General features: G+C 66.5%; 11 protein-coding genes. All 11 read left to right on the forward strand.

Translation table 11 applies throughout. From position 1 onward, the window contains the following. On the forward strand, positions 1-545 hold a 545-nt coding region (locus Q0L57_RS08365), incomplete at its 5' end, for an amidohydrolase family protein (protein ID WP_296741027.1). Next, on the forward strand, positions 532-1620 hold the full coding sequence (locus Q0L57_RS08370; protein ID WP_296741030.1) for a GTP-binding protein: 1089 nt from the start codon (positions 532-534) through the stop codon (positions 1618-1620). The genes Q0L57_RS08365 and Q0L57_RS08370, both read left to right, overlap by 14 nt. A 35-nt stretch (positions 1621-1655) precedes the next feature. Beyond that, a complete protein-coding gene (locus Q0L57_RS08375) occupies positions 1656-2840 on the forward strand; it encodes an ABC transporter substrate-binding protein (RefSeq protein ID WP_296741033.1) in 1185 nt (394 codons plus the stop codon). A 117-nt stretch (positions 2841-2957) separates the two neighbouring features. Continuing rightward, positions 2958-3827, forward strand: coding sequence for a branched-chain amino acid ABC transporter permease (locus tag Q0L57_RS08380; RefSeq protein WP_296741036.1), 870 nt, complete (start codon positions 2958-2960; stop codon positions 3825-3827). Beyond that, positions 3814-5532, forward strand: a complete 1719-nt coding sequence (locus Q0L57_RS08385; RefSeq protein ID WP_296741039.1) for an ATP-binding cassette domain-containing protein — start codon at positions 3814-3816, stop codon at positions 5530-5532. The genes Q0L57_RS08380 and Q0L57_RS08385 overlap by 14 nt, the downstream gene beginning before the upstream one ends. Then, positions 5529-6242 (forward strand): ABC transporter ATP-binding protein, encoded by a 714-nt coding sequence (locus Q0L57_RS08390; RefSeq protein ID WP_296741043.1) that lies wholly within the window; start codon positions 5529-5531, stop codon positions 6240-6242. The genes Q0L57_RS08385 and Q0L57_RS08390 overlap by 4 nt, the downstream gene beginning before the upstream one ends. A gap of 150 nt (positions 6243-6392) precedes the next feature. Next, on the forward strand, positions 6393-7793 hold the full coding sequence (locus tag Q0L57_RS08395) for an SWIM zinc finger family protein (protein WP_296741046.1): 1401 nt from the start codon (positions 6393-6395) through the stop codon (positions 7791-7793). A 29-nt stretch (positions 7794-7822) separates the two neighbouring features. Further along, a complete protein-coding gene (locus Q0L57_RS08400; protein ID WP_296741048.1) occupies positions 7823-9235 on the forward strand; it encodes a DUF5691 domain-containing protein in 1413 nt (470 codons plus the stop codon). Positions 9236-9255: 20 nt separating this feature from the next. Continuing rightward, positions 9256-10335, forward strand: coding sequence for an AAA family ATPase (locus tag Q0L57_RS08405; RefSeq protein ID WP_296741050.1), 1080 nt, complete (start codon positions 9256-9258; stop codon positions 10333-10335). Between the two features lie 3 nt (positions 10336-10338). Beyond that, positions 10339-12597 (forward strand): DUF5682 family protein, encoded by a 2259-nt coding sequence (locus Q0L57_RS08410; protein WP_296741053.1) that lies wholly within the window; start codon positions 10339-10341, stop codon positions 12595-12597. After that, positions 12590-13825: a VWA domain-containing protein gene (locus Q0L57_RS08415; protein ID WP_296741056.1), complete on the forward strand. Its 1236-nt coding sequence runs from the start codon at positions 12590-12592 to the stop codon at positions 13823-13825. Before Q0L57_RS08410 ends, Q0L57_RS08415 begins: the two co-directional genes overlap by 8 nt. Positions 13826-13831: the final 6 nt, after the last annotated feature.

Raw genomic sequence — 13831 nt, forward strand, 5'->3', positions numbered from 1 at the left:
GGCCGACGAAGCTCAAGCATCACATCGCGCATGCGAGCTACATCGCGCCCGACGATATTGCCCGCTTCGCCGAGCTTGGCGTAGTCGCCGACCTTTCGCCCTTCCTCTGGTATCCGACCAGCTTCCTCGAAGGCCACAAGCAGACCATGGGCGAGGCGCGCGCGCTGCGCTTCTGGCCGAACAAGGACCTGCTGGCGGCCGGCGCGCTGCTTGCCGGCGGTTCAGACTGGCCGGTGATGCCGAACCCCGATCCGTGGGACGGCATCGAGGGGCTGGTGACGCGCCGCAATCCGAGCGGCGAATTCCCCAGCGCGTCGCTATGGCCGGAGCAGGCGATCGACGTCGCCACCGCGCTCGAAATCTTCACCATCAACTCCGCCCGTGCCATCGGCCTTTCCGACACTGTCGGTTCGATCGAGATCGGCAAGTCGGCCGACCTGATCGTGCTCGACCGCAACGTGCTGGAAACGCCGGCCGGGGATCTCGCGGACACCAAGGTGCTGACGACTTATTTCGAGGGGAGGGTGGTCTATGAACGCGCCTGATCCTTCGAGCGACGGCAGGATCCCGGTCACTGTCCTCACCGGCTTCCTCGGCAGCGGCAAGACGACAGTGCTCAATCGTCTGCTGCGCAGGCCTTCGCTTGCGGGTGCGGCCGTCATCGTCAACGAGTTCGGCGCCGTTGGCCTCGATCACCTGCTGATCGAGACAAGCGAGGAGCAGTTCACGCTGCTCGACAATGGTTGCGTCTGCTGCACCGTGCGCGGCGACCTGGTGGCCACGCTCAAGGAACTCGACCGCAAGAGCGCGGCTGGCGAGACGCCACCGCTCACGCGGGTGATCATAGAAACGACCGGCATCGCCAACCCGGCGCCGATCCTGCATACGCTGATGGCCGAAACTGAGCTCACCGCTCGCTTTCGCATCGGCGGCGTGATCACCACCGTCGATGCGGTGAATGGCGCGGCGACGCTCGCCCGTCACTCCGAAGCGGCCAAGCAGGTCGCCGTCGCGGATCGTCTCCTGATCACCAAGACCGATCTCGTCTCGGAAGAGGCGCTTCGCGAACTGCGACACAAGCTGGGGCACCTGGCGCCTACGGTCGAGCAGGCCATCGCCCACAATGGCGAGGTGGACCTCGACCTGCTGGCAAGCCTGCCTGCCGACGCGGCTGCCGATGTGATCCGCATCGCCGGCCGGCTCGAAGCGGGAGCGCATCACGATCACGACTGTGGTCCGGATTGCCATCATCAAAATCACGGCCACCACGACACGCATCACGGCATCCAGTCCTTCAGCTTCGTCATCGACAAGCCGGTGGAATGGGACGCCTTCGCCCGCTGGCTGGACTATGTCGCGGCGCTGAAGGGCGAGGACCTGCTGCGGTTCAAGGGCCTGGTCCATGTCACGGACGAGCCGGAGCGCCCGCTCGTGCTGCATGGCGTCCAGCATGTCTTTCATCCGCCGGCGCGGCTCGACCGCTGGCCATCGGCCGATCGCCGCACCCGGCTGGTCTTCATCGTCCGCGACATCGAACGCGAAACCATCGCGCGCACGCTGGTGAAGTTCGCCGCCATCGACGCAGCCAGCATCGCCGCGCCGGTGTTGGCCGCCGCCTGACCGAAATACGCATGACAAAAATGGGAGAGTGAAACATGCAATGGAAATTGAGACTTCTCGCGGCGGCACTGGCCGGCATCGGTCTTGCCGCCATGGCCGGCACCGCCTCCGCCGCCGGCCCGACCTGCAAGGGCGGCGCGATCAAGGTCGGCGCCATATCGACCATCACCGGGCCGGCCGACTTCTCTGAAGTGCCGAAGGCGACGCAGGCCGCCTTCGATGCGGTGAATGCCGCCGGCGGCATCAACGGCTGCAAGATCGATTATACGATCGCCGACGACAAGGCCGATCCGGCGGTGGCCGCCCAGGCCGCGCGCGACCTGATTGACAACAAGGAAGCCGTAGCGCTCGTCGGGTCGGCCAGCCTGCTCGACTGCGCCGTCAACTCGGCCACCTACAGCCGCAAGAAGATCCTTTCGGTGCAGGGTCTGGGCGTCGACGCCGCCTGCTTCTCCTCGCCCAATGTCGCGCCGGTCAATGTCGGCCCTTACACGCTGTCAACGGCAATGGCCTACTACGCCGCCAACGAGCTGAAGGCGAAGAAGCTCTGCGCCTTCTTCATCATCATCGGTGGCACCCAGGAGGCCTACAAGAAGGCGATCGAGAACTGGGAGAAGATCAGCGGCCAGAAGATCCACCTGATCGACCTGACACTGCCCTTCCAGGGCGATCTGACGCCCTACGTCATCAAGGCGCGCGACGCCGGCTGCGACGCGGTGCTCACCAACCAGGTCGAGCCGCAGGTGGTGCAGCTGATCAAGACGGTCGATGCCCAGAAGATCACCGGCATCAACTGGCTGTTCCTGGCGCCGGGCTACACCGAGCAGGTCGCCAAGGCGCTCGCCGACACCAAGCAGCCGATCTATGTCGGCACCGAATGGGAGCCCTACACCGAGAAGAACTCGGCCGCCAACGCGCAGTGGATCGCCGACATGCAGAAGGCGAACCGGCCGCTCACGGCCTTCTCGCAGGGCGGCTACCTCGCCGCCGAGCTGTTCCTCAAGGTGGTCGCCTCGATCGACGGCGAGGTCACGCGCGAAAGCGTCGCCAAGGCGCTGCATGACATGCAGCCGCTCACCAACCCGCTCGCCGGCTCGCCATATGTCTTCGGCAAGGCCAAGACGCATTCGCCGATGCAGGCCACCAAGGTGATGAAGCTCGAGGCCGGCGCCTGGAAGGTCGAGACGCCGGACTGGGTCGTGCTGCCGCAGGCCAAGTAAGATCCTCCCGGGCGTTGGCGCCGCCTCTCGCTGCCGGCTTCTCTCTCCGGAGAGAATGTCCGGCAGGGACGAAGAGGCGGCGCCGACCTCGACAGGTTGTTTCAAACTGGGAAGCCGATGAACGCATTGCTCACATCCGCCGTGGCGGGGCTGACGGCCGGGGGCACCTATGCCCTGCTCGGCGTATGCGCCGTCTTTACTTACCGGCTCGTCGCCGTGGTGAATTTCACCGGGGCCGCGATCGGCACTGCAGGCACCTTCGTGCTGATCGCGCTTTACGAGGCCGGTTTCCCGATCTGGCCCTCGGTGCTGGCGGGCATTGCGGCCGGCACGCTGACCGGTGTCGCTGTCGGCTACATCATGACGCGGTGGTTCGGCGAGGCGAGCGCCTCGACCAAGGCGGCGGTGACGGTGGCGCTGCTCGTCGGCCTGATCGCTGTCGGATTGCGCCTCACCGGCGGCCAGCACCCGCACAACATGCCGGATCTTTTTCCGGGCTCGGCGTTCCGTCTGGCAGGCGTCGAGGTGACCATCGCCTCGGTGCTCACCATCGGGCTGGCGGTGCTGTTCACCATCCTTTCCGACCTCTTCCTGAACAGGACCAAGGTCGGCCTCAATCTTCGCGCCCTGGCCGACCGGCCCATGGCCGCCGAACTGCTCGGCGTGCGCGTGCAGCTCCTGTCCCTGCTGGTGTGGGGCATGACCGGCGCCTTCACCACTTTCGCGCTGATGATCATCGCGCCGCAGCGCTCGCCGAATTTCATGACCCTCAGCCTGCTCGTGGTGCCGGCGCTCGCCGCCGCGCTCGTCGGCGTCTTCCGCAGCTTCTGGTGGACGCTGGCCGGCGGCATCGCGCTCGGCGTCGTCGAAGGGCTTGCGAGTTCCGTCGACAGCATCAGCCAGTATCGCAGCGCCATACCCTTCCTGGTGGTGCTTGCCGTTCTCCTCTGGTCGCAGCGGGAGGCCCGCTGGGATGAAGCGCGCTAATCTTCGGGCCTCGTTGACCCTCATCGTCGTGGCGCTGGTCGCCGGCGGCGTCGCCTATGCCGGCTTGCTGCCGTCCTACTGGGTGTTCCTTGCAACCTCGGTGCTGATCACCGGTGTCGCGCTGCAGAGCCTCGGCCTCGTCGCCGGCCGCACCGGCATGATCGCTCTATGCCAGATGTCGTTCGCCGGCGTCGGCGCCTGGACGGTCGGCTATCTGAACCTCGCCGAGGCGCCGGGCGGCCTGGCGGCCTGGATCCTGATAGGCGGCCTTGCGGCGGTGCCGTTCGGCGTCGCGATCGGCCTGCCGGCGCTGCGGTTGCGCGGCATCAATCTGGCCATCGTCACGCTCTCCTTCGCGACCGCCTTCGACACCATCCTGGCGACGATGACCTATCCCGGCCAGACCGACTTCCTGCAGGTGCCGCGTCCTGAACTGTTCGATACCGACGAAGGCTATTTCGTCTTCGTGCTGCTGTTCTACGTGGCGATCGCCGTGGCGCTCGAAATCATCAGCCGCTCGCGGCTCGGCGCGTCCTGGCTGGCGGTCCGGCATTCGGAGCGCGCCGCCGCCGCCCACGGCGTCAGCATCGCCACCGCAAAGCTCTCGGCCTTCGCCATAAGCGCCTTTGTCGCTGGCATCTCGGGCGGCCTGCTCGCCGGCTATCTGGGCACACTCGTCGCCGAAAATTTCGGCATGATGCAGTCATTGTCGCTCTATGCCGTTTCGGTGATGACCGGCGCGCATTTCGCCGAGGGCGCGATTATCGGTGGCCTGCTCGTCGTCATGTTCCCGGAAATACTGCGCCGGCTGGACTGGCCGCAGGATATCGGCAACGTGCTGTTCGCCATCGGCGCGACGCAGGCGCTGTCGACCGGCGAGACGATGAGCGAGACCTTCCGGCGCCAGTTCCGCAAGCTGCTGCCCGCCCGCGCGCCGAAAGTCGCGACTGGATCGGCGCAGGACCTGCCGGCCGCGGTCGAACGCGCCACCGGTCCGGCGCTCAGCATAGACGGGCTCACGGTTCGCTACGGCAGCGTCGTCGCCCTCAACAATGTCAGCCTGTCTGTTGCCGCGGGCACGGTGGCCGGGCTGATCGGCCCGAACGGCGCCGGCAAGTCGACCTTCATCGATGCCGTCGCCGGTTTCCTGTCATCCTACCAGGGCAGCGTCAGTTTGGGCGGCCGACCGCTCGAAGGCGTGTCGGCGCATCAGCGTGCCCGCGCCGGCGTTCGCCGCACGTGGCAGACCAACCGCATCGCGCCGGAGCTCACCGTCGGCGGATATCTCGCGCTCGCGGCCAAGGGACTGACGGCGAGCCAGACCAAAGCGGTGCTCGATTGGTTGGATTGCCCGCATCCCGACACGCTGGTGGCATCGGTCGATGCCGGCACAAGGCGGTTGCTCGATGTCGCCGGCGTCGTCGCCGCCCGTCCAGCCGTGGTCTTGCTCGACGAACCGGCTGCCGGCCAGTCGCATGAGGAAACGCTGCGCCTTGGCCAGCGTATCGCCGAGATCCCGAAACTGTTCGGCTCGGCCGTGCTGCTGGTCGAGCACGACATGGATCTGGTCCGCGCGGCCTGCTCGGAGATCACCGTGCTCGACTTCGGCCAGGTCATCGCTTCCGGGCCGCCGGCCAGGGTCTTGAGTGAGCGCGCGGTGAAGAAAGCCTATCTCGGCATCGAGGAGGAGAGCGTCGCGGCATGAGCAGGCTCGTCGTTTCCAACCTGTCGATCAATCGCGCCGAACTGCCGGTCGTCTCCTCGCTCGACCTTGTCGCCGAAAGCGGCGCGATCAGTGTCGTGCTCGGCGCCAACGGCGCCGGCAAGACGACGCTGCTGGAAGGCCTGTCGGGCATCATCCCGGTCGCAGGCGGCACCATCGCCATCGACGGCCGGGAGTTGCAGAAGGCGCGTCCGGGCGCCCGCTCGCGCGAAGGGCTTGCCCATGTCGAGCAGGGCCGCACCGTCTTCCGCCAGCTGACGACGGAAGAGAATTTGCGCGTCAGCCTGCATCCGGGCGCCGACATCGCGGAAGCCTATGCGCTGTTTCCCGAGCTGGTGCAGCGCCGTACCGTGAAAGCGAGCCTGCTGTCTGGCGGCGAACAGCAGATGCTGGTCATTGCAAGGGCGCTTCTCACCCGCCCCAAGGTGCTGCTGATCGACGAGATGTCGGCCGGCCTGGCGCCTGTCATCGTCACGCGGCTGATGACGGCGGTGCGCAAGCTCGCTGACGACGGGCTGGCGGTGGTTCTGGTCGAGCAGTTCGCAGCCCTTGCGCTGTCGATCGGCAACGGCGCCTATGTCATGCGCCGCGGCCGCGTCGTCTATGACGGCGACTGCGCAAAGCTCCGGCAATCGCCGGATGAATTGCACAGGCTCTACCTTGGCGGAGCGGAAGCCAACGCCTCGGCCTGACTTTCGCGGAGCCATCACATACTGCTTTGTCAGTAGGGCAACGGAACGTTAGACAAGGCCTCAACTTTACGGCATCCGGAGCTACACCAACGCACCGCAAACGGCTATCAATCGTCGCGACATCATGATTGGAATCATGAGAGGCGCGGCTTGCAGCTGGATTTGAAGACAATCGAGGCTTTGGCCCCCGACCAGGCCTCGCTTGGCGCCGCCGCCAAGCTGACGAAGCGATCGAACTGGCCCCGCCTCGAAGCGCATGATCAACTGCCGCTGATCTGGGGCGAATGCCAGGGTTCCGGTTCGAATCCTTATCGCGTCGCGTTCGACACGTCGGATCACGGCTATAAATGCACTTGTCCGTCGCGGAAATTCCCGTGCAAGCACATCTTGGCGCTGGCATGGATCGGCGCGACGGCGCCGGCCAGTTTCGCCCCCGTCGGCCAGACGCCGGACTGGGTGAACGACTGGCTCGGCCGCCGCCGCAAGCCCGGGCAACCGACGGCCCAACCGGTAGCGCGCGCGGAAGGCAAAAGCATCGACGACGCTTCGCGGCCCCAGGAGAGCGCTCCGGCGGAAGACGCCGCGGCTGCCGAGCGCCGCGAGGAAGCACAGCGCAAGCGCGCCGAGGACACGCGCAGCGCCGTCTCGGCGGGGCTCGACGAGCTAGATCAATGGGTGGCCGACCAGCTTCGGCTCGGACTTGCCGGTTTTGTCGACGCCAGCAGCGAGCGCTGCCGCCGCATCGCGGCCAGGCTCGTCGACCTCAAGGCGACCGCACTTGCCGGCCGCATCGACGAACTGCCGGCGCGGCTGATGGCGTTGCGCGGCGAAGAGCGGCCGGATGCCGCGATCCGCGAGCTTGGCAAATTGGTGCTGCTCGCCAAGGCCTGGCGCTTGGCGCCCGACGATGCCGAACTGAAGCGCCTGGTTTCGTCGTCGGAAACACGCGACCAGATACTCGCCAATCCGGACGCGCTCCAGGTCGAGAGCGACTGGGAGGTGCTCGGCGAGAAGATCGAGACCCGCCGCGACGGGCTGGTCAGTCACGCGACATGGCTCCTCGATCTGAAAACCTCCGCTCCGCGCTTTGCCGTCCTCCTTGACTTCTTTCCCGCCTCGGCCGGCCGGCGGTCCGGCGCCTTTGCGCCGGGAGACCGCTTCAAGGCCAGGCTGGTTTTCTATCCATCGCGCAATCCGTTGCGGGCACTCGTCGCGGAAAGGCTAGGCAATGCCGCGCCGGGCAGTTGGCCCGATTTTGCGCCGGACGCGGCCGGCGATCCGCTGGCCGCTTACGCCGCCTTCCAGGACGGCGCGCCATGGCAGTCGGACTGCCCGGTCATCCTGCCGGCCGGCGCCATCGCGCTGGATGAGAAGGAAGGCGCCTGGTGGCAGGCGGCGAGCGATCCGCACGGCATCGCGCTGCCTGTGGCGGGTTCCGTCAGTCCGACTCTGCTGGGGCTCGATCTTGCGGCGACGGCGGCGCTCTGGAATGGCGCCAGGCTCGAGCTACTGGCATCGCAAAGCAGCATCGGGAGGCTCGATCTGTCATGAACGAGCTGGAGCTGGACGGATTGGCGAGATTGCGCGACGGCTGGATTTCCGGTGGCGCGGGTTTCGAACTTGCGCCCGCCGAATGGAAGGAAGTGGCCGCTGCCTCCAGCCCCGACGAGCAGGAGCGCCGGCTGCTGGCGATAGCCGCGCAGGCGCTGGACGTTGCGCTTCGGCCGGCCGCGCCGAAAACGTTGAAGCGGCGCCCGCCGCTGCCGGTGCTCGCGCTGCCGATGCTTCCTGAACGGCTGCGGCCGCCGCTGCGTGCGGCAATGAAGTATGCAGCCGATGCGAGGCTCAAAACGCGCGTGGCCACGCTCGTAGCCAGCCGCGGCTTTGTCACCCATCCGATGGATTGGATGCCCGCCGCGTCATATCAGGAAAGTCCGGAGGTCTATGCCCCCTGGGTAGACTGGCAGGCAGGCGCGGCTAGCGAAAAACAGTCCCGGCGCGAGCATCTGACCGCAGAAAGCTGGGATGATTTCTATCCCTCTGCGCGCCGCACGGCTTTGGTCGAGCTGCGGCGCACCATGCCCGCCCTGGCGCGAACTCTTATCGAGACGAAAGGGGCAAGCGAGCCTGCGGAGATCAGGCTTGCGCTCATCGAACTCATGCGCTTCGGCTTGGGCGCCGACGATATTCCGTTCCTGAAAAGCCTCTCCGCCGATCGCTCAGGCAAGGTGCGCGAAATGGCCGGCCGGCTCCTGGCAAGGCTGGGGGAACACGGCAATTCGGCTGACGGGGGGTCGGAGGATTCGACAGTCGAGCTCGCAGCTTTCATCGAGGAAGGCAAATCCGGCTTCATCCGCCGTCGCGCAACCTATGCGCCGATAAAGCCCAAGTCACAGGCGCAACAGGCACGTCGCGCCGACTTGTTCGCTTCCTGCTACTTCGGCGATCTCGTCGCGCGCTTCGGCAAGACGGAGCCCGATTTCATCGGCGCATGGCAGTTCGGTGTCGATGACGGGGCCGATCTCTTCCTCGTTCGTATGGTCGCGGGGTCCGGCGGCGATGCGGCGGTGGCCTCTCTGGCGGATCTGCTTGTCGCCGCTGGAGGCAGGCTCGCGTTTCTCGCGCTCCAGCTGATGTCGCGTTTGGAAAGCGGCAGGAAGCGTGTCTTGATCAGGCAGCTCCTGAATGACGCGCAAAATCCGGCCGCGCTCAACTCGGTCGAAGGCGCGGAAGCAGGCTGGCTGGAATGGGGCGACCTCGCCAACGGCAAAACGCTTTCGGCGCTGCGATCCGCTGTCTCGGGTGACAACGACGTCATGAAAAGGAACGCCGAGCAACATCTCGAAACCATAGGATTTCTGGCCAATCCTGTGACAGCGGAAAAATTGATCGACGAGGTCGTCTCCGCCGGTCTGCCGCCCGCATCGCCATCGCTCAGCCTGCTGCGGCTCAACGCTGCGCTGACCGAAAGTCCTTCCCATTCCCCCAGATGAGCAATCCGGAGAAAGATCGCATGAACGCAGCCATCCGCCTCCCGGCCGAGCAGGTCTACGCGTCCGAACTGCAGGCGCTCGCCCGCGGCGACGATCGCCAGAAGCCTGCGGGCTGGAGCCTGTCGCCCAAAGCCGTGCTGACCTACCTGATGGGCGGCAAGGCCGGCGACGGCACGGTGATTTCGCCAAAATATGTCGGCCGCCGGCAGCTCATGGAAACAGCCATTGCCACGCTCGCGACCGACCGCGCGCTGCTTCTGCTCGGCGTTCCCGGAACGGCGAAATCGTGGGTTTCGGAACATCTCGCCGGCGCCATCATGGGCAATTCGACGCTGGTCGTGCAGTGCACCGCCGGCACCGACGAGAACCAGATCCGCTATGGCTGGAACTATGCCCAACTCCTGGCAAAGGGCCCGAGCCAGGAGGCGCTTGTCCCGACGCCGCTCTACCGCGCCATGCAGGACGGCAAGCTCTGCCGTCTGGAAGAGCTGACGCGCATGGGCTCCGACGTGCAGGACACGCTGATCACCGTGCTGTCGGAAAAGATGATGCCGGTGCCGGAACTCAACACCTCGATCTATGCGCAGCGCGGCTTCAACATCATCGCCACCGCCAACAACCGCGACAAGGGCGTCAACGAGCTCTCCTCGGCGCTGAAGCGGCGGTTCAATGTCGTTGTGCTGCCCTTGCCGGACGATATGGCGGAGGAAGTCTCGATCGTTTCCCGGCGCGTCGGCGAGATGGCGGGTGGGCTGGACCTGCCGGTGCCGAAGAATGTCGGCGAGGAGATCGCCCGTGTGCTCACCATTTTCCGCGAGCTTCGCTCCGGCGCGACTGCAGATGGCAAGGTGACGCTGAAGACGCCGTCAGGCTCGCTCTCCACCGCCGAGGCGATCGCCACCATGGTCAGCGGCCTCAGCCAGGCGGCCTGGTTCGACGGCGGCAAGCTGCACGCCGAAGGCCTGGCGCCCAGCCTTGTCGGCGCCATCGTCAAGGACCCCGTGCAGGACAAGGTCGTGCTGGAAGAGTATCTGGAGACGGTGCTGAAGAAGCGGCCGGACTATTCCGGTTACTACGCGGCGCTCAACGCGGCCATCTAAGCAATGACGCAGGGCGGCATCAGCTATTTCGGCATTCGCCATCACGGGCCGGGCTCCGCCGGGAGCCTGGTCAAGGCGTTGCAGGAATTGCAGCCCGTTGCGGTGCTGATAGAGGGGCCAGTGGACGCTTCGCCGCTGCTGCCGCTGCTCGCCAGCCCCGACATGAAGCCGCCGGTGGCGCTGCTCTGCTATCCCGAGGATGATCCGGCCGCGACTAGCTTCTGGCCCTTCGCCGAATTCTCTCCCGAATACCAGGCGGCGCTGTGGGCCGTCGCCAACAAGGCGGCGCTGCGCTTCATCGACCTGCCGTCGGCCGCGCGGCTCGCTGAGAAGGCGCCTGAAGGAACCACTGACGCCGACGCAACTGAGGCGGAAACCACGGAAGAGCAGGACGAAGAACCCACGCGCATCAAGGACCCGATCGGCACCTTGGCGCGCGCTGCCGGCTACGAGGACGGCGAGAGCTGGTGGTCGGACATCATCGAACAGAATCCGGAACCCGGGCCGATCTTCGCGGCTATCGCCGACGCGATGACGACACTGCGCGACGGCGAGGGCGCAATTGCTAAATTCGAGGCGATGCGGGAGGCGCATATGCGCCTCGAGATCGCCGCCGCTCGGAAAGAATTCGAAGGGCCGCTGGCCGTCGTCTGCGGTGCCTGGCATGTGCCGGCCTTGCAGGCCGCGCATACGCAAAAGAGCGACCTGGCACTGCTGAAGGGCATCGGACGGCGCAAGACCACAATGACCTTCGCGCCATGGACCGGACCGCGCCTGGCGCTGGGCTATGGCTACGGCGCCGGCGTCATCGCGCCCGGCTGGTGCAAGCATCTGTGGCAGACGCGCGGTAACGATGACGCCTCGATCCTGTGGCTCACGCGGATCGCCGCGGTCCTGAGGGTGAAGGGTCACACGATCTCGACGGCGTCGCTGATCGAGGCTGAGCGTCTGGCGAGGGCGCTCGCCGCCATACGCGAGCGGCCGAAACCGGGTTTTGAGGAACTGCGTGATGCCTCGATCGCGGCGCTCTTCAACGGTGAAGCCCTGCTGTGGAAGATGGTCGAGGCCGAGCTGCTTCTCGGCGCCGATGTCGGCGAGATACCGGCCGACACGCCGCTTGCGCCGCTTATCGACGACCTGCAGCGCAACCAGAAGGCCGCCCGGCTGAAGCCCGAGGCGCTGGAGCGCGAACTCTCCGTCGATCTGCGCAGCGAAAGCGGGCTCTTCCGGTCGACGCTTCTGCACCGGCTGAATGTGCTCGGCGTGAGCTGGGGCAGGCTGACGGACGCTGGGCGCAGCCGTGGCACGTTTCGCGAGCGCTGGGTGCTGGCCTGGCAACCCGAATATGCTGTTCGCCTGGTCGAAAACTTGGTCTACGGGCCGACCATCGAGAAGGCGGCCAATGACCGGCTGATCCAGATGATCGGCGCGGCCGCGACGCTGGATGCCCTCGCCACGCTGGTCCAGGGCGCCATCACCGCCGCTTTGGGCGAAGCTTCGGCGGCCGGCCTCGCCGCGCTCGAAGCGAAGGCCGCTCACAGCAGCGAATGCCTGGAGATGCTCGCCTCCGTGCCGCCGCTCGCCGACATCATCCGCTATGGCGAAGCGCGCAAGACGGAGACGGAGCGTCTCGCCGGCCTGCTGGAGCGGCTGATCGTCGAAGGTTCGATCGCGCTGCCCTACGCGGCGCGCGATCTCGACGCGCAGGCCGCCGCGGCGCTGATGGCCGCGCTGCGCAAGGCCGATGAAGCGATCAGGCTGGTCGAGCCGGATCAGCAAGTGCTGGAGGCTTGGCGCAACGGCCTGGCTGCCGTGCTCGACTCCTTGCGTTCGACGGCGCTCGTTGCCGGCTGCGCCGCGCATTTGCTCTACGAGGCCGGGGGGCTCTCCGCTGAAGCGACCGCCGGCCTTTTGGCGAGACGCCTCTCGCCCGGAACGCCGGTCGCGGCTGCCGCGGCCTTCTTCGAAGGCTTCTTCAGCGGCGCAGGCCAGCGGCTGATCTATGACGAGGGCCTGCGCGGCGCTGTCGATGCCTGGTTGGCCTCGCTCGACGAGGAAGCCTTCGTCGCGCATTTGCCGCTGCTGCGCCGCGTCTTTTCCAATCTCGACAGCATGGAGCGCCGGCGGCTGATCGAGGCCGTCCTTGGCAGGCGGGCGAGCCTGCCCGCCGGGCTGACACCTGCCCCTGACGGCGGTGAGGCCTGGCGCAGGCATTTCGGCCTTCTCGGCAAGCTGCTTGCAGGGGAGCCCGGTCATGGCTGAAGACGCAATCGAACCGGACCTCGATCCGACTGCAGATAGCAGGGAGCGGCGCTGGCGGCTGGCGATCGGCGTCGACGATGAGTCTTCCTCTGCGCTGTCGGCCGAAGACCGTCGGCTTTCGGCGGCTCTCGACGCGCTCTATGGCGACGGCAGCGGCGAAACGGCCGGCGATCCGCGCAAGCGGCGAGGCGGCCTCGGCCGCTCGGCGCCGCGCGTCGCGCAGTGGATGGGCGATATCCGTTCCTTCTTCCCCGAGCAGGTCGTCCAGGTGGTTCAGAAGGACGCCTTCGAACGGCTGAATCTGAAGCAGATGCTGATGGAGCCGGAATTCCTCAAGGCGATCGAGGCCGACGTCAACCTCGTCGCCGACCTGGTCTCGCTGCGCTCGGCGATGCCGGACAAGACCAAGGACATCGCGCGCTCGATCATTTCCGACATCGTCGCCAAGCTTATGCAGCGCCTCGAGCAGAAGACCGCTGAGGCGATCCGCGGTGCGCTCGACCGCTCCAGGCGCACCAACAGGCCTCGGCAACGCGACATCGACTGGCCGCGTACCATCGCGGCGAACCTTCGCCATTACCAGCCGGATCACAAGACGGTCGTGCCCGAGAAGCTGGTCGGCTTCATGCGCCGCCAGCGGCGGCTGGTCGACCTGGACGAGGTGACGCTGTGCGTTGACCAGTCCGGCTCAATGGCAAGCTCGGTGATCTACGCCTCGATCTTCGCGGCGGTGATGGCTTCGCTGCCGGTCGTTCGCACCAAGCTGGTCTGCTTCGACACCGCGATCGTCGACCTGACTGAGGAGCTCAGCGATCCGGTCGAAGTGCTGTTCGGCGTCCAGCTCGGCGGCGGCACCGACATCAACCAGGCGGTCGCCTATTGCGCCGAGCGCATCGAGCGGCCGACCAAGGCGCATTTCGTGCTGATCACCGACCTCTACGAAGGCGGCAACGGCAAGGAGCTTCTGCAAAGGCTGGCCGCATTGGTCCGGTCCGGCGTCAACGTCATCGTGCTTCTGGCGCTCACCGACCAGGGCCGTCCCGGTTATGATCCGTCGATGGCCGGTTCGGTCGCGGCGCTCGGCATTCCGGTCTTTGCCTGCACGCCGGATCACTTCCCCGACATGATGGCTGCCGCATTGCGCCGCGAGGACATAGAGGCCTGGGCGGCTGGCGCCGACATCAAGCTTATTCGCGCGGACAGCGAGACGGCGGGCGGGGCCGATTAGGGCGTG

Origin of the sequence: Mesorhizobium sp., from assembly GCF_024509055.1 — a bacterium.
Taxonomy (GTDB): domain Bacteria; phylum Pseudomonadota; class Alphaproteobacteria; order Rhizobiales; family Rhizobiaceae; genus Mesorhizobium.